The 24,866-nt window shown below is 69.5% G+C and carries 21 protein-coding genes; 14 read left to right on the top strand and 7 right to left on the bottom strand.

Features of this window, described 5'->3' with window-relative positions; translation table 11 throughout:
* Positions 1–260 precede the first annotated feature (260 nt).
* Positions 261–461 carry a hypothetical protein gene (locus tag F4560_RS14520; RefSeq protein ID WP_184920379.1) on the top strand — a complete coding sequence of 67 codons (201 nt, stop codon included), beginning with the start codon at positions 261–263 and terminating at the stop codon, positions 459–461.
* A gap of 39 nt (positions 462–500) precedes the next feature.
* On the opposite strand, the gene F4560_RS14515 is transcribed toward F4560_RS14520, so the two are convergent.
* Together F4560_RS14515 and F4560_RS14510 are read right to left on the bottom strand one after the other, a co-directional pair.
* Positions 501–1,400 carry a hypothetical protein gene (locus tag F4560_RS14515; protein WP_184920378.1) on the bottom strand — a complete coding sequence of 300 codons (900 nt, stop codon included), beginning with the start codon at positions 1,398–1,400 and terminating at the stop codon, positions 501–503.
* A 5-nt stretch (positions 1,401–1,405) separates the two neighbouring features.
* Positions 1,406–1,792: a hypothetical protein gene (locus tag F4560_RS14510; RefSeq protein WP_184920377.1), complete on the bottom strand. Its 387-nt coding sequence runs from the start codon at positions 1,790–1,792 to the stop codon at positions 1,406–1,408.
* 9 nt (positions 1,793–1,801) lie between these two features.
* On the opposite strand from F4560_RS14510, the gene F4560_RS14505 reads away from it, so the two are divergent.
* Positions 1,802–5,419 (top strand): CHAT domain-containing protein, encoded by a 3,618-nt coding sequence (locus F4560_RS14505; RefSeq protein ID WP_184920376.1) that lies wholly within the window; start codon positions 1,802–1,804, stop codon positions 5,417–5,419.
* 180 nt (positions 5,420–5,599) lie between these two features.
* On the opposite strand, the gene F4560_RS14500 is transcribed toward F4560_RS14505, so the two are convergent.
* Entirely contained in the window at positions 5,600–6,148 is a 549-nt protein-coding gene (locus F4560_RS14500) for a hypothetical protein (protein WP_184920375.1), read from the bottom strand.
* A 156-nt stretch (positions 6,149–6,304) separates the two neighbouring features.
* Positions 6,305–8,974: a glycosyl hydrolase family 8 gene (locus F4560_RS14495; protein WP_184920373.1), complete on the bottom strand. Its 2,670-nt coding sequence runs from the start codon at positions 8,972–8,974 to the stop codon at positions 6,305–6,307.
* Between the two features lie 786 nt (positions 8,975–9,760).
* On the opposite strand from F4560_RS14495, the gene F4560_RS14490 reads away from it, so the two are divergent.
* The 8 genes from F4560_RS14490 (at position 9,761) to F4560_RS14455 (ending at position 17,670) form a co-directional block, all read left to right on the top strand.
* Entirely contained in the window at positions 9,761–10,126 is a 366-nt protein-coding gene (locus F4560_RS14490) for an MFS transporter (protein WP_184920371.1), read from the top strand.
* 29 nt (positions 10,127–10,155) lie between these two features.
* Positions 10,156–11,262, top strand: a complete 1,107-nt coding sequence (locus F4560_RS14485) for a methyltransferase (protein WP_184920369.1) — start codon at positions 10,156–10,158, stop codon at positions 11,260–11,262.
* Positions 11,263–11,318: 56 nt separating this feature from the next.
* Positions 11,319–11,834 carry a DUF6301 family protein gene (locus tag F4560_RS14480; protein WP_184920367.1) on the top strand — a complete coding sequence of 172 codons (516 nt, stop codon included), beginning with the start codon at positions 11,319–11,321 and terminating at the stop codon, positions 11,832–11,834.
* A gap of 3 nt (positions 11,835–11,837) precedes the next feature.
* A complete protein-coding gene (locus tag F4560_RS14475; protein ID WP_184920365.1) occupies positions 11,838–11,975 on the top strand; it encodes a hypothetical protein in 138 nt (45 codons plus the stop codon).
* 9 nt (positions 11,976–11,984) lie between these two features.
* Positions 11,985–12,344 carry an MmcQ/YjbR family DNA-binding protein gene (locus F4560_RS14470; protein WP_184920363.1) on the top strand — a complete coding sequence of 120 codons (360 nt, stop codon included), beginning with the start codon at positions 11,985–11,987 and terminating at the stop codon, positions 12,342–12,344.
* 378 nt (positions 12,345–12,722) lie between these two features.
* Complete coding sequence (locus F4560_RS14465; RefSeq protein WP_184920361.1) at positions 12,723–13,343, top strand: dihydrofolate reductase family protein; 621 nt, start codon at positions 12,723–12,725, stop codon at positions 13,341–13,343.
* 440 nt (positions 13,344–13,783) lie between these two features.
* Positions 13,784–15,391: a tannase/feruloyl esterase family alpha/beta hydrolase gene (locus F4560_RS14460; RefSeq protein ID WP_184929144.1), complete on the top strand. Its 1,608-nt coding sequence runs from the start codon at positions 13,784–13,786 to the stop codon at positions 15,389–15,391.
* 401 nt (positions 15,392–15,792) lie between these two features.
* Positions 15,793–17,670: a VWD domain-containing protein gene (locus F4560_RS14455; protein WP_184920359.1), complete on the top strand. Its 1,878-nt coding sequence runs from the start codon at positions 15,793–15,795 to the stop codon at positions 17,668–17,670.
* 101 nt (positions 17,671–17,771) lie between these two features.
* On the opposite strand, the gene F4560_RS14450 is transcribed toward F4560_RS14455, so the two are convergent.
* Positions 17,772–18,392, bottom strand: a complete 621-nt coding sequence (locus F4560_RS14450) for a response regulator (RefSeq protein ID WP_184920357.1) — start codon at positions 18,390–18,392, stop codon at positions 17,772–17,774.
* 306 nt (positions 18,393–18,698) lie between these two features.
* Positions 18,699–19,214, bottom strand: coding sequence for a hypothetical protein (locus tag F4560_RS14445; RefSeq protein ID WP_184920355.1), 516 nt, complete (start codon positions 19,212–19,214; stop codon positions 18,699–18,701).
* Positions 19,215–19,451: 237 nt separating this feature from the next.
* On the opposite strand from F4560_RS14445, the gene F4560_RS14440 reads away from it, so the two are divergent.
* Positions 19,452–20,657 (top strand): fibronectin type III domain-containing protein, encoded by a 1,206-nt coding sequence (locus F4560_RS14440; protein WP_184920353.1) that lies wholly within the window; start codon positions 19,452–19,454, stop codon positions 20,655–20,657.
* Positions 20,658–21,800: a sensor histidine kinase gene (locus F4560_RS14435; RefSeq protein ID WP_184920351.1), complete on the top strand. Its 1,143-nt coding sequence runs from the start codon at positions 20,658–20,660 to the stop codon at positions 21,798–21,800.
* Between the two features lie 67 nt (positions 21,801–21,867).
* On the opposite strand, the gene F4560_RS14430 is transcribed toward F4560_RS14435, so the two are convergent.
* Complete coding sequence (locus tag F4560_RS14430; protein WP_221483495.1) at positions 21,868–22,776, bottom strand: LysR family transcriptional regulator; 909 nt, start codon at positions 22,774–22,776, stop codon at positions 21,868–21,870.
* A gap of 73 nt (positions 22,777–22,849) precedes the next feature.
* On the opposite strand from F4560_RS14430, the gene F4560_RS14425 reads away from it, so the two are divergent.
* Together F4560_RS14425 and F4560_RS14420 are read left to right on the top strand one after the other, a co-directional pair.
* Positions 22,850–23,887 carry a Gfo/Idh/MocA family protein gene (locus F4560_RS14425; protein ID WP_184920347.1) on the top strand — a complete coding sequence of 346 codons (1,038 nt, stop codon included), beginning with the start codon at positions 22,850–22,852 and terminating at the stop codon, positions 23,885–23,887.
* 150 nt (positions 23,888–24,037) lie between these two features.
* Entirely contained in the window at positions 24,038–24,658 is a 621-nt protein-coding gene (locus F4560_RS14420; protein ID WP_184920345.1) for a cysteine hydrolase family protein, read from the top strand.
* Positions 24,659–24,866: the final 208 nt, after the last annotated feature.

The following is a 24,866-nucleotide window of genomic DNA, read 5'->3' as shown; positions in this document are numbered from 1 at the left end:
GCCGCCGGGATCCTCGGTGCGTGCGTCGCTTTCGGGCTGACCGGACTGCCCGGTGACATAGGCTTCGTCTTGGTGCTGGGCACATTGCTGTACGCGACGTGCCGATGGCTTCTTCCGGCGCTCGTGGGCGAGGGCGGCCTGTGGGGGAGGTTCCACGACCCGCTGCCGCACCTGTCGCCGAGGACGAGTGCACCGGCTGGATCGGCTGGGTGCGTTTCCAGTATCCGAACTTGCACGTCGCGGTGTACAAGGACCGCGTCGTGATCGAGACCGTCCTCGCCGAGCACACGGTCGTGGACCACGAGATCGACTCCGTCGACGATTCAGCGTTCTTTCAGATCGTCATCCGGCACCGCAACGAGTTGACGAAGTCCCCGATTCGCCTGACCCTGGTACAGCACCACCCGGTCCGTGACGCTATCGCCGCGCTTCCGGCCGGCCATGGTCGTGTCGGCCCGTAGACGTCAAGGACTCGGCAGTATCCGCTCACGGGTGAAGTCCTACCGGCCTTTGCGCATAAGAGCCGTCGTCCGCTCGCCGTCGTCGACCGTGAGCGGACCCGTGCCTTCGGGATCGACCACGCCGAGTGCGGCCGCGAGCTCACGTCCGTGCAGGTCGACGGCGGCTTCGGCGAGCGAGGACAGGTCGGTGATCGCGGCACGGGCACGCGCCCAGCCGGTCAGCCCGACGAGGACGGCGATCACCGCGGCAGGCCACCAGAACGCGCCGAGCGCCAGGTACGGCAACGCCCAGGTGCCGGTGGCGACCGCGGCCGCGAAAGCCGCGTGCGCGTTGCCGAGCTCGGTCCGGGTGGTCTCCGGCAGGAGCAGCCACAACCGCGGCCACCCGAAGGTGAGGTCGAGTCCGCTGCGGTGCAGCGCGACCGACTCGACGGCGTGGATGCGATCGCCCATCCAGGTCGGTCTGCCCGGCTCGGCCATGGCCATCCGGTTCACCCGGTCGGCGGCCGCGTCGATCAGGTCCTGTTCCCGCGCTGTGCGCGGCTCACGGCTCTCCTCTTCGAGGCGCCTGCGCTTCGCCACCAGCCGATGCCACCGTGCACGCCGGCGACGGACCGGCAGGGCCGCGAGCTGTCTCGGCCACTGCCCGAGCCACAGCCGCCGCGTCACGCCGGCGAGTGCCTGGACGGCGAAACCGACGCCGGCGGGAGCCACCAGGAACGCCACGGCGAGGAGCACTTGGGCGCCGGCGGGCAGTTTCGTGACCGTGGTGGCCACGGCCGTGGCGCGCTGAGACAGCAGCGTGTGGTCCCATGCCTTCGCATGCCCGAGGGTGACGGCCAGCCAGGCGACCGCGATGAAGAAGGCGCCCGGGATGGCGAGCAGGCTGAGCCACCGCTGGGCAAGCACCTTGGCCAGCTCCTGGAAGAATCCACCCATCGCGGCTATGCCTGCCGCATGAGCTGACCGGTCACCCGGCATCGCGGCAGGGCACCCGCCGGAGGCGGCACGTCGGTCCGGTCGCAGGAACCGTCAGGGCAGCTGAACCGCTCTCCGCTCGCACGGCCGGGCCCGCCTCCAGGCAACCCGCCGCCCAACGCGCGCAACGTGGTGTCACCGTCGGTGCCGAGCAGGCGGCCGAGCAGGCCGAGCACGGGCCGCCGGGCTCTGGCCTCCACCAGGATCTGGTCGAGCAGTCGCTCGCGTTCGACGGAGTGCCGCCGCGCCTCGTCCCGCAGCGCGTCGAACTCTTTGCATAGGCTTGTCAAAGCCGCCCGTTCCACGTCCACGGCGGCAGATACTGTCACATCGTGGCTGCGGGATCCGATCATGCGACCTCATTGTCCGAAAACGCGCTCGCGATCTGGACTCGCGCGCAACAGACCGGGCGGCTCGACGAGGTGGACCAGGCGATCGACCTCGGGTTGCGGGCGATAGCCGCAGCGGGCGTCGACCACCCTGATCGGGTGACCTTCGTGTCGAACGTGGGCACGTACCACCTGACCAGGTTCGGGTTCACCGGCCAGGTCGCGGACCTCGACCAGGCGATCGTGCACCTCGAACACGGCGTGGCGGCCCCTGTCGGGCCGAACCACGCGCTCTTCCGGTGCAACCTGGGCACGACCTACCTGTCGAGGTTCGAGATGACCGGGCAGGCGGCGGACCTCGACCGGGCGATCGACCACTTCACCCGCGCGGTGGCCATCACGCTCCACAGCACCTACCTCGGCAACCTCGGCGCGGCGCGCTGGACCCGGTTCGGGATCGTCGGCGACCACGCCGACCTCGACCAGGCCATCAAGGCCCTGCACCAAGCGATCGCCACGGGTGACAACGACCCGAACCGGGCACTGTTCCTCGGCAACCTGGGAGCGGCCCTGCACTCCCGCTACGAGCACACCGGTGACCTCACCGACCTCGATCAGGCCGTAGACGCCGCGCGGCAGGCGATCGCCGCGGACCCCGGCAATCCCAACCTGTCGTACTTCCTGAGCACCCTCGGGACGACCCTGCACTCCCGCTACGAGCGCACCGGCGACCTCACCGACCTCGACCAGGCGATAGAGCACCACGAGCGTGCGCTGGTCGCCACCCCGGACCGGCAGGCCGGTCTCGCCATGCGCCTGTCCAACCTTGGGACGACCTATCGGACGAGGTTCGACCGCACCGGACGACTGTCCGACCTCGATCGGGCGATCGACGCCGGGCAACGCGCGGTCGCGCTGGCGGGCGACTCCCCTCGTACCGCGACTTGGCTCTCCAACCTCGGGATCAGCTACCAGACCAGGTTCGAGCGCACCGGGCACCTCGCCGACCTCGACCTCGCCGTCGAGCTGAACGAGCGCGCGGTCGCCGCCACCCCGGACGGCCACCCGGAGCAGGGCATCCGGCTGGCCAACCTCACCAGCGCCTACACCGAGCGGCACGAGCACACCGGCGACGTCGCCGACGTCGACCGCGCGATCGAGACCGGCCGGCGGGCGATCGCCGTCACGCGGGACGAGCACCCCGGCCTGCCGGCCTTCCTGGCCAATCTCGGTATGGCACACCACTACCGGTACGAGTGCACCGGTGACCTCGCCGATCTCGAGCTGGCCGTCGTCCGCAAGCAACGGGCGGTGGCGCTCACCCCGGCCGACCACCCGGACCGCGCGCAGCGCCTGTCCGGCCTCGGGATGGCCCACGAGGCGCGGTACGGGCGCACCGGGCGCGTAGCGGATCTCGACCGGGCCGTCGAGTGCGGTCGGGAGGCGGTCGCGCTCACGCCGGTCGACCATCCCGATCGCGCCCTGCGCCTGAACAACGTCGCGTCGGCGTACCACGAGCGGTACGCCCACCTCGGCAGTCTGTCCGACCTGGACCGAGCCGTCGAGTTCTACGAACGGGCGGTGGCCGCCACTCCGGACGACCACCCCCGCCTCGTCATCTGCCTGTCCAACCTCGGGAACGTCTACCTGACGCGTGCCAAGCGCGCCTCGTCGCTGTCCGATGTGGACAGTGCGATCGCGACCACCCGCCGAGCCGTCGACGCGACCCCGGAGGACCACCCCGACCGATCCCTGCGCCTGCACAACCTCGCCCAGGCTCACCTGGAACGCTTCGAACAGGCGCGTGCCGGTGACGACGTGGACCTGGCCGTGGACCTCGCGCTGCAGGCCGTCCGCACGACCCCCGAAGGCCACCCCCGCCGTGGCCTATCCCTGTCCACCCTCAGTACCGCTCACCAGGCCCGGTTCCGGCACACCAGATCCTTGCTCGACGTGGACAGTGCGGTGACCGCGGCCCGGCTGGCCCTCGCCGCGACTCCTGACGACCACCCGAACCGCGCGGCGCGGCTCTACCGTCTCGCGCTCGGGTACCAGAACCGGTTCGACGCGGGTGCTGACCGGCCGAGCCACGACGAGCTCGCCACGTTGATCAGCCAGGTCGACGCGGTGCGCGCGGCCCCGCCCGGCGACCGGATCATGGCGGGATGGGCGGTCGGCAGGCTGGCACGCGCTCTCGGCGAGCCCGAGTCCGCGCGCCGTCTGCTGGACAACGCCGTGCGGCTGCTGCCGTCGGTCGCTTCCCGCGAAACATCGCACACCGACCAGGAACACCGCCTCGGCGGACGGATCGGACTCGTCGGCGAGGCGATCGGCGCGCACTGCGCGCTCGGTGATCCGGGCGGAGCACTCGAAGTCGCCGAGCACAGCCGCGGCATCCTGCTCGGCGCGCAGCTGGACAGCCGGACGGACCTGACCGACCTCGCCACGACGCACCCCGAGCTGGCTGGGCGGTTCCGCCTGGTGCGGGACAACCTCAACGCGCTGGACCTCGGCACGGACGTCGTCGAGCGCCGTGCCCGGCTCTGGACCGAGTACGACGCCCTGCTGGACGACATCCGCAGCCGCCCCGGCCTGGACCGGTTCCTCCTTCCACCCTCCTGGAAGGAGCTGCGGCCGGCAGCAGGCGAAGTCGTCGTGCTCGTCAACGCCGGGTGGGGACAAGGCGATGCCATCGTGATCGCGGCCTCCGAGCCCGTCCACATACCCCTGCCGCGGTTGGCCGCGGCCGACGTCACGTCGTGGGCGACAGAGATGTCCGACGCCATCAACGATCCGAGCCCACTCGTGGGTGAACTGCGTCGCCAACGGGTCGTGTCGGACCTGCTCGCGTGGCTGTGGGACGCGGCCGTGGGACCGGTGCTGGACGTCGTCGCTCCGATCGGCCGGCCGACCCGGCGCGTCTGGTGGATGCCGACCGGACGGCTCGGGCTCCTTCCGCTGCACGCCGCGGCCCCGCGGGGAGGACCGGGAGCGCTGGACCGCGTGATCTCCTCCTACACGCCCACACTGCGCGCGCTCGCCGGCTCACGCGGAGGAGCACCGGCCTCGGCGCGTCGTCAGCTCACCGTGGCGCTGCAGCGCACCCCGGGTCTGCCGGACCTTCCCGCCACGGCCGCCGAGGCGACCAGTCCGCAGTCCGGTCATCCCGGCACGGTGATCAGCGACGACCAAGTCACGGTGAACAGGGTGCTGGCCGCGCTACCGGAGGCGAGCTGGGCACATTTCGCCTGCCACGCGGGCACCGACCCACGCACACCGTCCGAAGGGTGCCTTCACCTGCACGACGGCCCGCTGCCGATCGCGCGGATCAGCCGCCTCGAACTGCACGCCGCGGAACTGGCGTACCTCTCGGCATGCGCGACCGGCCAGGTCGGTTGGAGGCACGCCAACGAGTCCATCCACCTGGCGTCGGCGTTCCAGCTCGCGGGGTTCCGGCACGTGATCGCGAGCCTCTGGCCGCTGGACGACCGGACCGCCGCCACCGCCGCCGAACGCTTCTACGCGCTCATGCCGGCCACGTCCTCGGCCGCGCACGCTCCGTACGCACTGCACGCCGTCACGTGCGAACTGCGCGCCGCGCTCCCCGATCGACCACACCTGTGGGCGTCACTCGTCCACAGCGGCCCGTGAGGGCAGCTCAGACCTTGGATGACATTTCGGCGAGCACACCCGGACCCCGACTGGCCGGGAGTTGCTCCGGCGGACTCGCGCCACTGCCTGCGTCCACACTCCTGCGACCGGCCGACAATCTTCGTGCACCCGGCCGCGTCGGCGACCTGTGGCGGTCCTGCCATCGGCGGAACCGCCTTGCTACCGTGTCCCGCTCACCGGGCGCGCGACCAACGCGACCACGGAACGCGGCTTGATCGAATATGAACGGGGATCACGCAGCGGTACCTCCGCGCCCGGCACGAACGCCCCGGGCTCTTCCCCGGCGGTGTCCGCGAACAGGTGCCAGGCCCACCCGTCGTCCACAACGGGCAGTTCCAGCTCGTGATCATCCCAGTGCGCGTTCGCCGCGACGTAGACGTAGTCCGGTCCGCGGCCCTCGGCGTGCTGCCCGCACCACATCACGGCGAGTAGCCGGCTGCTGGGCGACCAGTCCGGCTGCCATGCCCGCAACCCGTGCCGGCTGATCTCCGGGTGGCCGCCGCCGGCCGGGTCGAGGCTGTCCGGATGGTGTCCGCCGCGAAGCACGGGGTGGGCCCTCCGGAACTCGAACACGTTGCGGACGAAGTCGAGCAGGTCGGCGTTGGCTTCGGTCAGCGACCAGTCGAACGACGCCAGCTCGTTGTCCTGGCAGTAGACGTTGTTGTTGCCGCGCTGCGTTCTGGCGACCTCGTCACCAGCGAGCAACATCGGAATTTTCGGTCACCGTCAACCAGTCCCCACGAACGGTCGATTTCCAGGCGGGGAACCGATTGCCGCGCCGGGGTGCAACCTGTGGTGGTCGCACCCCGGCGCACCCGATGGGGAGGGCCGCTCGCAGGACGAGCAGCCCGTCGTGTGTCCGGGTCAGGACGCGAAGGTGAAGTGGTTGATCCGGGCGGGTGCGGTGACGGTGATGTAGATGTCCCGCAGTCCTGTCACCTTCGGGTAGCAGGAGTTCGACTTGACGTGCCAGGTGCCGTTGCCGTCCGGGTACACCGTGCAGGCGGGTGAGGCGGAGGTGCTGCCGACGCGGACCTGGACGTTCATCCCGGGGGAAGCGCCGGCCACGCGGAACTGCACGCGGCTCGCCCCTGTGGTGCCGAAGTCCACGTTGTTGAACGCGATGTAGCTGCCGGCGCCGGCGAAGGTGACCGCGGTTCCGCCGTCTGATGACTCCTCGGTGACTCCGGAGCCGGTGTCGTACAACTCGGCTTCGATCTGCTGGTAGGGGTTGCCGGTGCCGGCGCCCACGGCGGTGGCGGTCGCCTCGTTCGACCAGCCCGAGTCGCCGGCCTGGTTGCCGGCTCGCACGCGGTAGGTGTACCGCGTGCCGGCGGTCACCGAACTGTCGTGGTACTCGGTGACGCCGGCGCCCACTGACGCGAGTCGGCTCCAGCCCGTTCCGCTGCCGACGCTCCGCTCGACGAGGAAACCGGTCTCGTCGCCTGCGTTGTCGCGCCAGCCCAGGGCGATGGAGCCGGGTGACGCGGTGGCGGTGAGGTTCGAAGGCGCGGCCGGAGCGGTGGTCGACGGTGGGTTGGTCGTCACCGAGAGGCTCGTGGAGGCCGTGCTGGTGTTGCCGGCGGCGTCGCGCGCTTTGATCGTGAAGACATACGTGGTGTTCGGTGAGAGGCCGGTGACTGTGCACGTGGTGGTGGTGACGTCGGTGCAGCCCGGAGCGCCCGTTGTGCCGGTGCCCGAGTAGGCGGTGTACCCGGTGACGCCGACGTTGTCGGAAGACGGCAACCAGGACAGCGTCGCACTGGTGGACGACTTGGACGGGGACGTCAGGTTGCCCGGCGCGGTCGGCGGCTGGGTGTCGACGACGTCACCGCCCGGCTTGTGGATGCGGAAGTCGCCACTGGCGTGCAGCATGGCCATGAAGGTCAACAGACCGTCGTAGTAGCGGTACTGACCGGTGGGTGGCTGGAGGTTCCACAGGGCCTCGACGAACTTCCACGCGCGGGCGTTGGTGGCTGACAGGGAGGCGGCGCCGTTGGAGGCGATGAGGCCGGGGGAGCGTTCTGCGGACAGGGGCTTGCCGGCCAGGGAGTACTGGTTGACGTAGGCGTTGACACCTTGGGCTTCGAAGAAGGTCTGCAGTCGGTCGGTGAGGGTCTTGGCGTTGGCGTCGGCGGCCCACCAGGCGTGGTCCACGGCCCAGTTGACCGAGGTGCGCCAGGCGTCGAAGCGGAAGTCGCCGTGGTTGCCGGTGTTGTTCGGCGCGCCGGTGAACTCGGCGTAGTCCGGGTTGAGACCGGTCGTGGAGTGCGTCGCCTGGGCGAAGAACTGCCTGCTGCGGGCGGCGGCGTCGCGCCAGAACTGGCGGTCCGCGGCCTGGTTGCCGTTCCATCCGGTGGCCCACCGGGCCCAGAGTTCGTAGAACGCGGGCAGGTGGTAGGACGGGTCGGAGAACGTGGCGGCGGTGGCGTACGGCACGAACACGACCATCTTCTGGTTGCGGTTGAACATGTTCGTGACGCTGTCCACGACGCCGCCGTTGATGTCCTCCTTGTGCAGCATGTCGTTGAGGATGCTGTTGGCCTCGGTGGTGTAGTCGTAGATGCCCGATCCGTTGCCCCAGCGGTGGCCGGCGAAGAACAGGGCGGTGGCGAAGTACTCCTCGCCGTCGGAGGCGGGGTTGTCGTCCCGGCACGACCCGTTGAAGTCGGCCTGCCAGCAGAAGTAGCCCGAGCGGGGCCCGGTCTTGTGCCGCATGTAGGTCTTCGCCCAGTTCCACAGGGCGTTGAACTCCGCGTTCTTGTTCATCTGGACGGCGATCATCATGCCGTAGCTGACGCCTTCGGAGCGCACGTCGTTGTTGCCGGTGTCCTTGATGTACGCCAGCGCGCCGTTGGCGTTGGAGCCGGCCGGGTAGTACAGGCGCTTGGCGTCGTCCGTGCTGGTGAAGAAGTGGTCCCAGTAGGTGTTGAGCTTGGCGGTGACGGCCGCGTCGGTCAGCGACGGGTCCCACTCCCGGAACAGGTCGCGGTACACCCCGCTGGCGAACGCGCCGGTCGACGGCGGGTTCGGCGCCGGTGGCGGCGGCGGGATCGCACCTTCGTGGTGCACCTCGATGTAGTCGACGTAGGTGTCGTTCTGGCCGTTGTCGGTCTCCAGCTTGAGTCGGATCTCCTTGGAGCCTCCGGACGTGACGTCGAAGATCGCCGACTGCGTGGTGAACGCCGTCCCGGTGAACGTGAGCCCGGCGACCTTGGCGCCACCGACGAGCACGCTGATGCCGGCCGCGTTGGCAGCGCTGGACGCACCTCGGACCTTGATGCTGTAGCGCCCGACCTGGCTGAACGCGTACGAGGTGTACGTGCTGTCGTTGTTGCAGTAGTAGACCGCGCGGTCCTGTTGGAGGGCTGTGCAGCCGCCCCCGTTGGTCATGGACTCCGCCTGCACGGTGGTCAGCAGCGTGGCCGCGTAGGAAGGCCGCGCGGCCAACGGCATGGCAACCGCGACCGCGGCCACAAGGGCGGAGGCGAGGACGAGGCGGAGGAGTGAGCCCCGCCCTGATTTGTGGGTCACAGGGACCTCCTGGCCGGCTGGGAAGGAGACGTGGCATCGAGGCGTAGGGATCAGGCCGCTTGTTGAGACGCAATTCGCTACCAGGATTGTTGGGGCCGCGTCGGAGTCGGTCAACTATTTCGAATAGTTTGCGAAACGCTGGCATACTTCTCCGAAGTGTGCTTCCGATGCCCTGGCCTCGCTGGTCGCTCGGTCTGTCCTGCACAGGCCCGGATCGCCGGTATGAATAATTACGTATACGTACAAACTTCGAGGAGGATTGCCCGCTTTACGCCCGCCGTCGATTCTTGGTGGGTTGACCACCACGCGCCCTGCGCTGCCACGCCTCCGCTGCCGGGGTGTCTACCGTCAGAGCGGAGCGGTTCGCGACATCAGTTCGTCATGGCATGTTGGAGGGCCGGTCAGGAAACGCCTGCTCCCGCCGCGCCACCTGCGGTGTTGGCCCTTTCTTGAGATAGCGGTGTCGGCCCTGCTAACGTCACTGTTCGTGACGACTCCTGTGCACGCAGCGGTCATACGCTGACGAAGTCCGTGTGAGTTCCGGTCCGAGGTCCGTGCGCGGTCCCTCGCCGGAACGCCGACTCGTCGTGCCCTGTGTCGATCCCCCGGACGTTTGTGCCGTCCCTGCTTGGGTCCACGGGCTTTCGCGTGCTCAACGGAACGGACTTCATGAACCCCGCTGGACCTCCCACCTCCGGTGACGCCGTACCGGCCACCGACAAACTCGATCGCGATGTGCTCAAGGTTGCAGCGGTCGTCTGTTCGGCCTCGGCCATGATGCCGATCATGGTCGCCGCGCTCCAGAAGCTGTGGCACGACCAGGTCGCGCGAGCCTCGACGGCGACGAACACCATCCAGCAGCTGTTCGGCGCGATCGGCGCGGCGGTCATGTCGATCGTGCTGGCTGCGTTGCCGGCCAAGCAGTTCGGCGTGCCGACGAGCCAGGGCCCGTTGGCGGCCACGACGGCGCCGGCTGATCCCGGCACGCACGATACCGCCGCCCGGGCCGTCGCCGAGTCGTTTGCCTCGACGTTGCTGTGGGCGCTGGTGCTGATGGTCGTGTGCCTGGTTCCCGCGTTCCTGTTGCCGCGCAGGGCTGTCGCATCAGACGAGTCCCGCCCCGGGTCCACTCCCGTGCTCGCCGGGCACTGAGCGGCGTGGACGACAGGACGGGAAAAGTCATGCACGTCCGCTGGGTAGAGGGTGGCGAGAAGTTCAGCGCCCGCTGGCGTTCGGAGAGCGGCGCGCCGCCGCCGGCCGAGATCGTCGTGGTCGACGACGGTCTCACGGCCGACGAGGCACACCGGCTGGCCAACGCCGACAAGGCGATGCTGTGGCGCGGGGACTTCCAGAACGCACGGCAACTGATCAAAGCCGTTACCCGGCGGGCGGACCGCTCCGGCCGCCGGCACGCTCCGAAGTCGCCCGTCGAGGCGTTCTACCTGCACCGGCAGCGCCAAGCCCGGCGCGCACGGTTGCTCGGGAAGCTGTTGGTGCCCATGGAAACCGGCTACGTCGTCCCGCTGCGCCGAGCGCCCGACGTTCGCGAGGCGTGCCTCGCGGCGTACGGTCCGGACAGCGAGCCGACCGTGGTGTCGCTGCGGGAGATGCTCGGCGTGATCGGCGCGCACGAGTGGCGGATCAACGGTGTCGAGGTGCCGGGCCTCGACGGCCGCATCCACCCGCACTACGGAGTTTTCGCGCCCGTGCGTGGGGAGTACGTCGAGCTGGTCGCGCGGGCGCCGCTGCCGTCAAGGGAACTCGCCTTCGACATCGGCACCGGCGTGCTCGCAGCGGTGTTGGCCGCTCGCGGTGTCGAGTCGGTCGTCGCGACCGACCTGGACCCCAGGGCGCTGGACTGCGCGCGCGACAACCTCGACCGGCTCGGGTTCGGCGACCGCGTCCGGCTGGAGCGGACCGACGTGTTCCCGACCGGGCGCGCGCCGCTGGTGGTGTGCAACCCGCCGTGGCTGCCCGCCAAGCCGACCTCGCCGATCGAGCACGCCGTGTACGACCCGGGGAACCGGATGCTCAAGGCGTTCCTCGACCGGCTCGGCAAGCACCTCGCGCCCGGCGGGGAAGGATGGTTGGTGCTGTCCGATCTCGCCGAGCACCTCGGGCTGCGGTCGCGTGACGAGCTGCTCGGCGCGTTCGACGCGGCGGGGTTGTCCATCGTCGATCGGCTCGACACCCGGCCGTGCCACCCGCGCGCGTCCGATCCTGACGATCCGTTGCACGCGGCGAGAGGCGTCGAAGTCACCTCGCTCTGGCGGCTCGCGGTGGGGTGAGGTGAGGTGAACACCCCGTGGGGTTCCAGAACTCTGCATCGAGGCGTTGAGCCGCGGTGATCGCGCACTATGAGCTGCAGGGGAACGTCCTGCGTGGCATCGACGCCTGGTCGCGCGTCTGGGAGGCCGTCGACTTCTGGGCCGGTGTCCCCTGGCCGGTGTCCCGCGCCGATGCCCAGCGGATGGCGGTCGACCGCCTCGGCTGGGCGATCGAGGTCGAGGACGGGCTGGGGTTCCTGGTCAACCCGGCCTTCACACCACCGGGGGTGACGATGTCCGGCATCGACACCGTGTCGTTCGTGCGCTTCCGGATCGCGGACGTGGTCACGGAGGAGACACCGGCGACGAGGGCCTTCCTCGGCGACCTCTTCACGCCGGCGGTGCGCGAAGGGGCGGCCCGGCTGGGGCGTCCGTCCATCAGGCGCGACCGCGGGCGCACCGACACGACCTGGGAGATGGGGCCCGCCCCGGTCACCATCACGCTGTCGTCGTGGTCCGTGGTGGTCCGATTCCATGCCCAGACCGAGGGGTTCTGCCGGCGGCTTCGTGAGCGCCTGATGCGGGAGCTGTAGGAGATGGACCACGCAGCCCCGGAGCGCGCGGCCGACCAGGTGCACCGGCTGATCGAGGGCACCCTGATGATGGTAACGACCCCGGACGACCGGCAACCTGCGCGCACCGTGCGCGACCTGGCGGCCCTCGTCCTCGGATGAGGAGGCGTCATGGCGGTGATCGAGGATGTTCGCGCACTGGGCTCGGAGCTCGAGCGCTCCTACCCGGTCTACGTGCGCGGCCGGTTGAAGTTCCGGGTCAAACAGATCGTCTACGTCGCGTTCTCCCTCGACGAGGTGGTGATGGGGTTCGCGTTCCCCAAGGAGGAGCGCGCCCCGCTCGTCGCCGGCGAGCCGGAGAAGTTTCGGCTGCCGTCGGAGTCGGACATGCGGTTCAACTGGGTCGACGCGGAGCTCGCCGCGCTGGACCCGACCGAGGCCCGCGAGCTCGTCGTGGACGCGTGGCGGATGGTGGTACCCCAGAAGGTCTCCCGCGCCTACGACCTCGCCCATCCCGGTGGTCCGGGATGACGGCGCACGCCCCGGTGGGTTGACGATGAGTTCGTCGCGTCTCGCAGACGCTTTCCTGCTCGGTCGGCGGACCTACGAGATCTTCGCCGGTGGTCGGCCAAGGGACGCGGCTCTTGCCCGACACCGGCCCTGACGTCGGGCCCGAGGTATTCGACGCCGGCCACCACTGGTCCCAGCGCTTGTTCGCGCTGGGCGCGCTCGAGGAAGTGGAGCGCGGTCGCCGCGAACCCGTTGCGTCGCTGGATCGCTGACGGCCTGGCGTCCCGGAAAGTTCTTCAAAGAAATCCGGGGGGCGTTGTCGGATCGGGGTGGTGGTGTTCGTAGCAGGGGTGAGGCCGCCCACGAGGGGCGGCGACGCCCAGGTGAGGAACAGCGATCATGAAGCTGACGACCATGACTCAGATCACCCTCGATGGAGTGATGCAGGGAAACGGCCACACGTCGGACGAGGACCGCAGGAACGGGTTCGAGCGCGGCGGATGGGCGCGGGGGAAGGGTGACGACGAGACCCACGCGTTCATCAACCAGACCTACCAGCGCGCCGACGCGTTCCTGCTCGGCCGGCGGACCTACGAGCTGTTCGCCGACTCCTGGGGATCGTTGACGGTCCAGGACGTCCCTGGCTGGGAGCCCGTCATGCTGGCATTGAACACACGGCCCAAGTACGTCGCGTCGACCACCCTCGCCGATCCGGCATGGTCTGGCACCACCGTCCTGTCCGGAGACGTCGCGGCCGCCATCGCGGACCTGAAGGCCAAGTCGGGGGGTGAGCTGCAGGTGCACGGCAGTGCCGCCCTGACCCGGTGGCTGCTGGAGAACGATCTGGTCGACGAGATGACTCTGATCGTGGTCCCGGTGATTCTCGGCCAGGGCGCGCGATTGTTCCCGGAGACCGGCCCGGATCTCGCGCTCGACCTGGTCGAGTCGCGCGTCGACTCAAAGGGCGTGACGATCCAGGTCTACCGGCCGGCCGGGCGTCCGCAGTATGCAAAGGCCTGAAGTCCCTGACCACCGAACCACCTGATTTGGACGTGGCGCTCAAGCTCGCCACCGAGGCGTCGAAGGTCTGCGATCGGAAGGTCGAGGTGCGGCCGTTCCTGTGAGCGATGTCGAGGAGGCGATCACCAGGCCCACTGCGAGGGAGGGCCCAGGTGGTCGCCGCCCGACCAGGCGTTTCGGTGACGTCGAGTCGGTCTGGCCTTGCCGCGGCGAGGTCGGAAGGCAGGCGCCCATCGCCTGAGAGGACGGCACGGCAGGCTCGTCCGGAACGGCCGGCGGTTCGGGTGTTCGTCGTGCTGGGGGAGTGCGGTGATCCGCGCGTTCGGCTGTGAAGACCTGCCGGTGGTCGGCGGGTGGGGTTACGGTCGGATCGGAGTCCGTGGTCGTCCCTGACCCAGAATGAGGTGAGCGTGATCCGCTTGCTGGTGGTCGTCGGTTTGATGGCTTCTCTGCTGACCTCCGGTTCCGTCGCGTCGGCCGCTCGGAGCAGCACGGCTCGGAGCAGCACGGTCCGTCCCGTGGTCGAGTGCGCGAACCTGGTCCGCGACTTCGCGATACCGGGTACGCGCGCACACGTGACGCGGGCGGAGCCGGTGCATGCGGGCGTCGAGGCCGCGCACTGCGCGGTGCTCGGGTACGTCGAGCCGCAGGTGCGATTCCACTTGAAGCTGCCCATCACCACCTACACGGGCCGCTACCTCCAGCACGGCTGCGGCGGGTACTGCGGTGCGCTTGTGCCGCCGTCGTTCCCCGACTGCGGCGCGGAGGTCGGCGGCCTCGCGGTCGCCACCACCGACGACGGGCATGTGGGCCACGGCCCGGTGCCGTCCACGGACGGCACGTGGGCCGCCGACGACCAGCCTGCCCGCGACGACCTCGCGTTCCGCGCGCCGCACGTGGTGTCGATGGCCGCCAAGCGGATCATCGAGGACTTCTACGGCGAGCCGCCGTCGTTCTCCTACTTCAGCGGCTGCTCCACCGGCGGTCGGGAAGGGTTGCTACTGGCCCAGCGGTACCCGCACGACTTCGACGGCATCATCGCCGGCGCACCCGCCAACTACCTGTCCCCGCTGCTCGTCTACCAGGCCTGGCTGGCCCGCGCCAACACCGGCGCGGATGGCCGACCGGTGCTCACCGCCGACCGGCTGCCCGCCCTGCACGACGCCGTCATGCGGCACTGCGACCACATCGACGGCCTGGTGGACGGCCAGATCGACGACCCGCGCCGGTGCGACCACGACCCGGCCGCGCTGGTCTGCCCGCCAGGTGCCGACCGGCCGACGTGCCTCACCCCGGCCCAGGTCGACGCGGTCCGCCGGTTGTACGCCGGACCCACCGACGCGCACGGTAGGCGGCTCTACCCGGCCGGGCAGGAACGCGGCTCCGAACTGGCCTGGGCCGGCTGGGTCATCCCCGTCCCCGAGTTCGGCGACGCCTCGCTGGCCGCACTGCTCGCGGACAACTACCTCAAGTACATGGGCTACCCGATCGGCACGCCGCACTCGTCGTTGGCCGACGTCGAGTTCACCACCCGCGAGTTCGCCCGGCTGGGCGTGGAAGGCGCCCGCGGCAACGCGATGAGCCTCGACCTGGGCGAATTCCGCCGTGCGGGCGGCAAGTTGATCCTCTGGCACGGCTGGAGCGACCAGGGCATCCCGCCACGCGGCCTGCTCGACTACTACGAACGGCTGGCGCGGCACGACGACCGGGACATCCGCCGCTGGGCGCGGGTGTTCATGGTGCCCGGCCTCCAGCACTGCTTCGGCGGGACCGGCCTGACGGAATTCGACCCGATTCGCGCGCTGCTGGCGTGGGTCGAGCACGGGACCGCCCCCGACCGGATCATCGCCGCCGGCCGTGACGCAGAGGGCGAGGTGGTGCGCACCCGACCGGTGTTCCCGTACCCGCTGACCGCCCGCTACGACGGCACCGGCAGCATCGACGACGCGGCGAACTTCCGGCCCGCCCCACCGGCTCGTCCCACCCGTGACGCGGTCGACTGGATCGGCCCCTACCTGCACCACAAGCCCGGCCCGGTCGCGCCCTGACCAGTCGCTGGACCACCCAACGCCCGCCAGGATCGCGCAAACCGTCCTGACGTCGCCCTGCCGGTCCACCCCACCGGAACCGGTGTCCTTTCTTGTGGTCGCGCCCGGGCGTAGGCGAAACATCAGGGTTGAGATCAAGTGCCACGACGGCCTGAATTTGCCGCGCCGATTCGGTCGGTCGCATCAATTCCGCTGGACGAAATGCCGAGGTGCGCATGGGCAAGTTTGCCCATTGGTCATGGGTAAGGCGGACGGCTGCCTCCGTGGTCGGCCTGAGTTTAGGATCGATGTCCTAAGGCAAGACGGCCCGACCGTCGACCCAGGAAAGGAAATCGATGACGCATTTGCCGCGGAAACGTGGAACAAGACGCCGGTCTGTGGGTATCGCCATGATGGCGGTCATGTTGGTGGCGGGAACCCAGGTCGGCGCGACGGCAAACGTGCCGGCGACCGCGGAGAACCTGCAAGCCTGGCAGGCGATGATGGCCAAGAACGTGAACTCCTTGACCGAGGGGTGCGCTACCGCCGACTACCCCTCGATGGCGTGGGAGAAGATCGAATGCGTGGCCCCGCCATCGGTTCCGATGGCGCCGAAAGCGCCTGACCCGACTCCGCTGAACATCGGGGAGGGCGCCGGCGTCGTCGCGGAAATGCCGGCCGCGCAGCCCATCACCCAGGCGACCGGCTCGTTCGACATGAACGGCAGCACCGGCCCGATCAGCGTGAAGTCGCCCGTGCCCGGGCATGGTGTGGTGACCAACGCGTACACGCTTCAGCTCAACACCGAGTTCTTCAAAACCTCGCTGTGCGCGCTTGGACCGGAACTGTGTCGAGGCTGGCAGCAGTTCGTGTTCGCCAATGACGGCACCACCGGCGGCAAGGTCTTCATCGAGTACTGGCTGCTGTCGTACAAGGATGATCCACTGGGGACCTGCCCGGACTCGCCGGGCATGGGTTTGAACTGGGAGAGCGTCACGATCGGCGGCAAACTCTCCTGCTATTTGAAGAGTGCGGCGGCTCCAGTTCCGAACATGCCGCTCATGAGGGACGCCATGTCGAACTACCGGCTGGTCGGCGACATCGTGCAGAACGTTGCCACCTTCATGAACGGAACACGGCTCTACTTGGCGCCGGGCCCTAACGTCTTCGGTCCCAAACCAGCGTGGACCATGGTCGAGTACAACGTGTTCGGCTACGGCGACGGTTCGGTTGCCGAGTTCAACCTGGGCGCGGATTTCCGTGTCCGCACGGACATCGTCAACGGCACGACAGTCGAGCCCAAGTGCGTGGCCGCGGGCTTCAGCTCCGAGAGCAACAACCTCAACTTCGTCCTGCCGAAACCGCCCAGGATCCAGCCGGGGCCCGCCATCCTCTTCCACGAGAAGATGATCAATCTGGACGATCCCGAAAACCGGCTGACCGGGGCCTGCAACGCGGCCACGACCATCGGGGACACCCACCAGGTCACGTTCGGCGGTCTGCTCTACGACTTCCAGGCGACGGGCGACTTCGTCGAGGCGCAGGTCGGCACCGCGTTCGAGGTGCAGACCCGCAAGACGTCCGGTGGCCAGCGCTGGCCGAACACGTCCGTCAACCAATCGGTCGCGACGAGGATGGGCTCGACCCGGGTGGCGATCTGCGAAGGGACGCGCCTGGTGGTGGACGGACGCACCACCACGCTGGTCCCCGGTGACACGTTGTCGCTGCCGAGCGGGGTGCAGATCCGGAACGTCGAAGGCGCCTATCACGTCAAAGACCAGGCCGGCAACAGCATCCGGGTCACCCCGAACCGGACCGCGACCCCGCATCACGTCAACCTGGACGTCGGTCTCGCGACCTGGCCTACGACGGTGCGCGGTCTGCTCGGCCACCCGGACAACAACCCCGCCGCGCTGCAAGGCAAGGACGGGCACGTGTTCTACGTCCCGGTCTCCTTCAACGACCTCTACAACGTCTTCGGCCCGAGCTGGCGGGTCGCTCCCATCGCATCACTGCTCCAGCCCTGCAACGCGGTGGCGTCGGGCATTCCGTCGGCGCCGTTCCACATCGACAGCCTCGACTACTGGACGTGGGCGTCGGCGGACCGCGTCTGCCAGAACGCCGGGGTCCCGCCGGCCTGGCGGGACTCATGCGTTCTGGACGTGGCGGTACTCGGCTCGGCGGCCGCGGCGGCCGTGTACGTCGGCCGGGAGCCTCCGGTCCGTGACAACAACCCACGGGTCCGGCCACCCTGCTCACCTGCGGGCTGCAGCCTGAGCGGCCAACAACCACCGCGATAACGTTCCTCGCACGGGGTATGGCCTCACGCACCCGCGCGGGGCCATACACACGCTGTGGACAAGGGCTCCAGGCGTCCGGACGCGGCGCGCGCAGGGGCCCGTCAGCCGTTCAGGTCGCGGGCGATGCGGATCAGCTCCGAACGGCGGTGGCGGCCGAACTTGGCGCGGATGTTCTCCAGGTGCCGGTTGACGGTGCGCAGGGCGATCCCGAGGTCTTCGGCGATTTCACGGTTGTCGTAGCCCTTGGCCAGGCAGCGCAGCACGTCCTGCTCGCGGCCGGTGAGCGGTGGGGTCTGCCGGTGGAGCTCGCCGACGAGGTGGGCGGCGAGCTCTGCGGGGATCACCGACGTGGTCAGCACCGCCGTGACCGCTTCGCCCAGTTCGATCGAGGTGGCAGCCTTGGTGATCCAGCCGTGCGCACCGGCCCGGATCGCGGTGAGCACCTCCCGGGGAAGTGCTTGGGACAGCACGAGTATCCGCACGGCGGGCCAGTGCGAGCGCAGGTGGTGGATCACGTCGAGACCGCTGTCGCGTGCCAGTCGCAGGTCGACCAGGGCTACGTCGATCGGCACCTGGTCGGCGAGCAGGCAAGCGGTCGGCGCGTCCGCCGCCTCCGCCACGACAACCGCACGGCCGCTGCGCTCAAGCCCGGCCCGGACACCGTCACGGGTGATCGGGTGGTCGTCCACGACCAGCACCCGAACCACGTCCTCCAAGGTCATACCCTCCGCAGTCGCGCATCCGGGGCGTCGCCCGCCGGGACGGGCTTCCACCTCGGTTCCGGGACGGTGGGCCGGCCACGACCAACATCCACCCGAACGCGAGCCGGCGCAAGCAGCATTGATTCGGGACGTCCCGACTACAGCCATCCAGCCGGTCCGCCTGCACCCGGGAGGACGGCCGGGCGCAGGCGGACCGGAGCAGGAAGCGCTTGTCGCACGCCGCGACCTCGAGCACGTAGGAGGTGCCGGGCCGCAGGTCGCGCGGGGTGAACTCGTACCCGGCCGCTTCGGCCAGTGTGTCTTGTTTCAGCACCGGGCGAGGAGGCCACCTTCCCATGTCCACACGCCCGGCTGGTGCTGAACTTCGACGTGCCAGACCCGGAACGTGTACGGGAACGGGTACAAGGTGCCGCTGAAGTAGCTGCGGACCTGGCCGACGAAGTGATTCGTCACGATTTTCCCGTCTTTGACCTCCGAGAACGTTCCCGGCGACGTGCAGGCCGGCTGCCCGACCAACAATTGTGGCTGCATGCCGATCACCGGGAAGAGCAACGGTGAAGGGGGATCGCAGTGGGCACGATCGGCCTTGTCGAAGACGTACCCGCCGCTCACGGCTTTCTCGTGCAGCCAGTACACAGCCCTGCTCGACGAGCCGACGGTGCGGGAACCGACCCGCCAATGGGTCGAGTACGGCGGATTGAGGTCGCTGAAGCTGCCGGTCATGGTGCACCGCCAGTCCTGCGCGGCATGCGCGGGCGATACTCCCGTCACCATCCCGAGCGTGACCACCGCCACCGCGATAAAAACGAGTTTGCGTATCATGTCGAGTAGCTCCTGGGGAATCAACTGGGTGACGTGAATCGGATTCAGCCGAAACGCGGGCCGGCTGGACTCGCGGGCAGGTGTGCCTGAAAGTCCGGTCCCGCACCGATCCTGACCTGGTACGGCAGGGCGGGTAAGTTCCACTGTCACCCACGTGACCGTGGGTGAGGATGCCCATCCGCTCTGCACCCATGCGGACGAGTGTGGTCGGACTCGCGAACCAGCAGACTTGGCTTTGTGGGGTCGATCGGCGGGGCCAACGCAGGGCATCGCGCTCTCGCCGAGATCGTGGGGGCGCAGGTCGCGTGGTGGCAGCTCGGTTTCCGGACACGCCGGGCCGTGGTCCGGCAGGCGCGAAGTGGGAACCGATTCCCTGATCCGGAGATCTGGGGCGTCGCGCTGGGTTGGGCGCGTCATTGGCTGACCGCGCCACTCTGGTGGCGCTGGGTGCGGCTCTCGGGCGCGACCGTCCTCGCGGTCATGTACCTCTTGGCGCTGGCCAGCGAGTGGGTGGGGGCCGACCCGTTCGTCGCGTTCAGCGGCGCGCTCACCGTGTGCCTGCCGCTGGCCGTGGGTTGGGCCGCCAGGCAGGCACGCGTCGCCAGGATGCTTGTCGCGTTGGCCCCTGGCCCGCGGCCCGACCGGCCATCCGCGCGGGCGCTGGCGATTCGCACATCGGGCCTGCTGCTTTCGGTCGGGCTGGCGGCCGGCGTGGTCGTCGTGGCCCTCGCCCACCAGCACCCGGCCGGCCGCTTCTGCCCTCCGTTCGTCGTCGATGCGCCCGTCCGCGATTGGTTGCGGCACAACGATGGACAAACCGGGGCGGGCTGTCCCGCCGGTGACACCCGCAGTGGTGCCGGCGGCGTGCGCTACACGCCTTGGAACGCACCGAACCGAGGCACCCGATTCGGGCCGGACTACGTGATGTACGGCTCGCGGTCCGACCGCCTCATGGTGATGCCGTTGGTCATCTTCGCCGCGTGGGCCGCCGAGGGCGGACCGTCCGGGCGGCTCGGCGAACCGATCGAGGAGTCGGCGGATCACACGGTGGGCTACGTGAATTTCCGCGGCGGCGCGATCGTGCTGCACAGTGGTGGAACACCACAAGTCCACATGGGACGGCGCCACTCCGTCGCCCGCGAACCCGGCGGCCCCTGCGAAGTCCTCGATTGGCCCTGCATCACCACGGCGTACTCCGACGCGGCAGGTATTCGCCTGAGCTGGCGGTACCAGGCCGCGGACGCGTTCAACGTGGCCTGGTGGCCGGAGAGCGGCCCGGCACGGTCACGCGTGGAGCGCGAGGTCGCCGGCTACGAGCTCACCGTGCGCGACCTGAGCCCGGCGACCACCTACATGGTGCAGGTTCAGGCGTGCGAGAAGCATTTCGTGCGCCGCTCGACCTGCACGAGGTTCTCGCCCCCAGTGATCGTCAGAGTGCCGTAGATGTCGGAGGGCCCAAGACATCCGGCGCCGATACTGCTGGTGCTCGCCCTGCGCTGGCTGGCGTTCGGCTGGATGCTGGTCGTGGCGTTGATCAGCGGGCAGATCCAGCGACCCGTCGAGGCAGGAATCGCGCTGCTCGCAACCGGCTGCTGGACGACCTGGCTCACGATGACCGCGGTCCGGCGGATGAGGCTGGTGCTCACGACGGACGTGGCGGTGGCCATCGCGCTGACCGTGGTGTACGGCCACATCTACCCTCCGCACGCGATGCTGACCAATCACCCGTCCTTCATGGGCGCCTACCCGGCTGCGGCGATCGCAGCCTGCGGAGTCGTCTACCGGCTGCGCGGCGGCTGTGCGGCCGGGCTGATCCTCGGCTCGTCCCTGCCCTTCGCCTACGCGGCCAACGAGATCGCGCTGGACGGGCTGTCCTTCCTCCAGGTGCTGACCATGATCGGCGGAGGGCTGTCCTACGTGCTGCTCGGCGGCACGATCGGGGCGGCTGCCCGCCAGCTCGACGCGTTGCACGAGCGGGCCACCCGCGACGGGCAGCGGGCCGCGCGGATGGCCGAGCGGCAGCGGATCGTCGCCCAGATCCACGACGACGTGTTGCAGCAGCTCGGCCGGCTGCGAGCGAGCGTCAGGGAGCTGTCCGCCGGGCCGGCGTTGGATGCCGTCGCGGAGGGGATCGCCCGGCAGGAGTCAGCCCTACGGGGCCTGGGCGACGCCGAGCCGGACCCACCGCCACCCGGCGTCGTGTCGCTGCGCGCCCGACTGGCCGAACTCGCTGAGCGCTACGACGACGTCCCAGTCCGCCTCATCACCGCGGGCCCGTTCCCGCTGCCGACGGGCATGGCCACCGAGATCGCGTCCGCGGTCGCCGAGCTGCTCACCAACGTGGTCAAACACGCGCAGGCGCACCAGGTCTGGCTCACCGTGCTGCCCGACGGCGGCGACATCACGGTGACCGTCCGCGACGACGGTGTCGGGTTCCCGCCCGACCAGGACACAGGCGGGCTCGGCCTGAAGCTGTCGGTACTGGCCAGGGTGCACCGCATGGCCGGCGGCGTCCGCATCCGCAGCAGTCCCGGTCACGGCACCGAGGTGGAGCTGCGCATCCCGAAGGGGAACGACCATGCGTGAGAGCCGGATCCGCATGCTCATCGTGGCGCACCGTCTGCCAGGCGTGATCGCGGCCACCGGGCTCGACTCACGGCGCCGCTCGTCTCCGCACGGACGTGAGCAGGTCGAGTGTCGTGGTGATCAGGGGCGAGTGCTGGGCGCCTTCGGGCACCGCGGCGAAGAGCCACCGCTGTGGGCGGGGCATGGTGACCTGGCGGATGGTGATCGCGCCGGGCAGGTCGCGTTGGGCGAGTCGGGGGATCAGCGCGACGCCGTGGCCGTGGGCGACCAGTTGGGCGAGGGCCTGCCAGTCGTTGGTCCGGTGCGCCACGTCCGGGGTGAAGCCGGCCGCGGCGCAGGCCGTGGCGGTGATGGCGCCGCAGCAGCCCTGGCCGTCGCCCATGATCCACGAGTCGTTCTGGAAGTCCTTGAGCGCCGGTTCTTCCCGCCCCAGCAGCGGGTGGCCGGGCGGCAGCGCGATGTCCAGCTCGTCGGGACCCAGGTCGACGCGGTGGTAGCGCGGGTCGCCCGCGGGGGGTGAGCCGGTGAAGCTGACCGCGAGCGCGATGTCGTGACGTCCCGCGTCGAGTTCGTCGAACAGGGCGGGCGGCTCGGCCTCGGTCACCGTGATCTTGACGTTCGGGAGCTCGTCGCGGGCCCGGTCGAGCACATGCGGGAGGAGGCCCGCTATCGCGGTGGGGAACGCGCCGATCGCGATGGTTCCGCGAACGCTGTCATCCCACGAATCGAGCTCGTGGCGAGCGCGTTCGACTTCGGCGAAGACGGTGTCGGCGTGGGCGAGCAGCGCGTGTCCCCGCGGCGTGAGCACCACCCGCCGTCCGACGTGCTGGAGCACCTCGAAACCGACGTCGCGGGCGATCCTGGCCACCTGCTGCGATACCGCCGACGGGGTCAGGTGCAGGGCTGCCGCGGTGGCGGTGATGCTCCCGCGTTCGCGAAACTCCCGGAGCACCCGCAGCCGGCGCAGGTCATCCATGAAGTCAACGCTTAACGGTCCCATTCGGATATTGTAGATTGACGTTACCGGCCGCCCCGTCGAGGCTGGGCGCATGCGATCTCGGACAGACCGGCCCGATCCCCTCCGCCTCGGCATCGTCGCGCTCGGCGCGATGGGCGTCGAGATGCTCACCGCGGCGGCTTCCCATCCCGAGTACACCGTCGTCCGCGCGTCCGACATCGATCCGGCCGCCATCGACCGCGTGCGGACCGCACATCCGGCCGTCACGTTCACGACCGACGCGCAGGAGATCATCCAGTCGCCGGATGTCGACGCCGTCTACATCGCCACCCCGCCGATGTTCCACGCGGATCTCGCGATCGCCGCGATGGGGGCGGGTAAGGCCGTCTTCTGCGAGAAACCACTGGCGATCAGCCTGGCGGACGGGCGCCGGATGGTGCGGGCGGCGTCCGAGCGCGGTGCTGTCGGCGCGGTGAACTTCGCGCTGTCGGACCGCGACGCCGTGCTCGAAGTCGAGCGCGGTCTGACCGCGGGCGAGGTCGGCGAGGTCTGCGGGATCGACATCCGATTGTCGTTCCCCCGGTGGCCACGGGAGTTCCAGGCGGGTGCGGCGTGGCTCGCGGGCCGGGACCAGGGCGGGTTCGTTCGCGAGGTCCTGTCCCACTTCGTGTACCTGACCGATCGCCTGCTGGGGCCGCTGGACCCGGTCGACGTCGGGATCGACACCCCGTTCGCCGATCCACGCGCGAGCGAAGTCGCCGCCCGCGGGTTCCTTCGCGCGGGCAAGGTTCCCGTGCACGTGTCCGCGTTCTCCGGTGTTGCGGGGCCTGAGCTCTACGAGTGGATCCTGTGGGGAACCCGCCGCTCGTACCTGCTGCGGAACTGGGGTGAGTTGCTGGTGTCCGATGGCGGCGGGTGGCAACCGGTGACCCTGGTGGGACCGCGGGGTTCCGAGGCGACCCGGCTTTCGCTGTTCGCGGACGTCGTTCGTGGCGAGAACCCGCGCTGCTTGGCCGACTTCGAGACGGCCCTGCGGGTGCAAACGGTCGTCGAAGCCTTCCACCACGCCGATGTCGGAACAGCCGATCTGGTTGGGCCGGTGACCCGGATCAGCGCAGCGGCCTCGTGAACGCGATGCCCGGTGTGCCGGGGAAGTGGGCGAGGCCGCCGGTGGGTGTGTTCACGAGCGGGGGAGTGAACCCGTACGTCGCATTGCCGGCGCGGTTGCGGTGCCGTTGAATCGATCCCGCGATCGCCGCCGAGCAGTGGGAGTTGCCCGATGACCGAGTTGGCGCTGGACCCGAAGACGACCGCCGTGGTGCTGATCGAGTACCAGAACGACTTCACCAGCGAGGGCGGTGTGCTGCACGGCGCGGTCAGCGGGGTTATGGGCAGCACCGGCATGCTGCCCAAGACCGTCGCCCTGGTGGAGGCGGCGCGCGCGGCCGGTGTGACGGTCATGCACGCGCCCATCTCGTTCGTGGAGGGCTACAACGAGATCTCCGCCCACCCGTACGGCATCCTCAAGGGAGTGGTGGACGGCAAGGCGTTCGTGAAGGGCAGTTGGGGCGCGGCGATCGTGGACGACCTCGCGCCGCGCGACGGCGACATCGTCATCGAGGGCAAGCGCGGGCTGGACACGTTCGCCAGCACGAACCTCGACTTCATCCTGCGCAGCAAGGGCATCACGACCCTCGTGCTCGGCGGGTTCCTGACGAACTGCTGCGTCGAGTCGACGATGCGCAGCGGCTACGAGAACGGGTACAAGGTCGTCACGCTGACCGACTGCGTCGCGGCCACCTCGCAGGAGGAGCACGACAACGCGCTCCGCTTCGACTACCCGATGTTCTCCGTGCCGGTCACGGCGGACGACGTGATCGCGGCCCTGTCGGCTCGCTGAGCAGGCGCCGCGCAGCTCGGTGATGTCGGGCGCGTGGACGGCAGAGCTTCATGCGCGCCTCCTGTGTGGACGTCGCCTGCGGCCGTCGCGTTCGTGTCGCGGTCGGCGCCACCGTCCGTGTTCGAGCCGGGACGAGCACCGGCCTCAGCGCCACTACTTCGAGTGATGATTCCTGCACGTTCACCGCGTTAACCTTGAATCGGCAGGT

Source organism: Saccharothrix ecbatanensis, assembly GCF_014205015.1.
In the GTDB taxonomy this organism is placed as follows: Bacteria; Actinomycetota; Actinomycetes; order Mycobacteriales; family Pseudonocardiaceae; genus Actinosynnema; species Actinosynnema ecbatanense.
This window is presented reverse-complemented; position numbering and strand designations above follow the sequence as displayed.

Excerpts from the sequence above, each read along its gene's own strand:
- F4560_RS14420 (WP_184920345.1), top strand. The coding sequence starts at position 24,038 with ATGACCGAGTTGGCGCTGGACCCGAAGACGACCGCCGTGGTGCTGATC.
- F4560_RS14515 (WP_184920378.1), bottom strand. The coding sequence starts at position 1,400 with ATGGGTGGATTCTTCCAGGAGCTGGCCAAGGTGCTTGCCCAGCGGTGG.
- F4560_RS14485 (WP_184920369.1), top strand. The coding sequence starts at position 10,156 with ATGCACGTCCGCTGGGTAGAGGGTGGCGAGAAGTTCAGCGCCCGCTGG.
- F4560_RS14465 (WP_184920361.1), top strand. The coding sequence starts at position 12,723 with ATGAAGCTGACGACCATGACTCAGATCACCCTCGATGGAGTGATGCAG.
- F4560_RS14470 (WP_184920363.1), top strand. The coding sequence starts at position 11,985 with ATGGCGGTGATCGAGGATGTTCGCGCACTGGGCTCGGAGCTCGAGCGC.
- F4560_RS14435 (WP_184920351.1), top strand. The coding sequence starts at position 20,658 with ATGTCGGAGGGCCCAAGACATCCGGCGCCGATACTGCTGGTGCTCGCC.
- F4560_RS14430 (WP_221483495.1), bottom strand. The coding sequence starts at position 22,776 with ATGGATGACCTGCGCCGGCTGCGGGTGCTCCGGGAGTTTCGCGAACGC.
- F4560_RS14445 (WP_184920355.1), bottom strand. The coding sequence starts at position 19,214 with ATGATACGCAAACTCGTTTTTATCGCGGTGGCGGTGGTCACGCTCGGG.
- F4560_RS14500 (WP_184920375.1), bottom strand. The coding sequence starts at position 6,148 with ATGTTGCTCGCTGGTGACGAGGTCGCCAGAACGCAGCGCGGCAACAAC.
- F4560_RS14455 (WP_184920359.1), top strand. The coding sequence starts at position 15,793 with ATGTTGGTGGCGGGAACCCAGGTCGGCGCGACGGCAAACGTGCCGGCG.
- F4560_RS14510 (WP_184920377.1), bottom strand. The coding sequence starts at position 1,792 with ATGATCGGATCCCGCAGCCACGATGTGACAGTATCTGCCGCCGTGGAC.
- F4560_RS14460 (WP_184929144.1), top strand. The coding sequence starts at position 13,784 with ATGGCTTCTCTGCTGACCTCCGGTTCCGTCGCGTCGGCCGCTCGGAGC.
- F4560_RS14490 (WP_184920371.1), top strand. The coding sequence starts at position 9,761 with ATGGTCGCCGCGCTCCAGAAGCTGTGGCACGACCAGGTCGCGCGAGCC.
- F4560_RS14425 (WP_184920347.1), top strand. The coding sequence starts at position 22,850 with ATGCGATCTCGGACAGACCGGCCCGATCCCCTCCGCCTCGGCATCGTC.
- F4560_RS14475 (WP_184920365.1), top strand. The coding sequence starts at position 11,838 with ATGGACCACGCAGCCCCGGAGCGCGCGGCCGACCAGGTGCACCGGCTG.
- F4560_RS14450 (WP_184920357.1), bottom strand. The coding sequence starts at position 18,392 with ATGACCTTGGAGGACGTGGTTCGGGTGCTGGTCGTGGACGACCACCCG.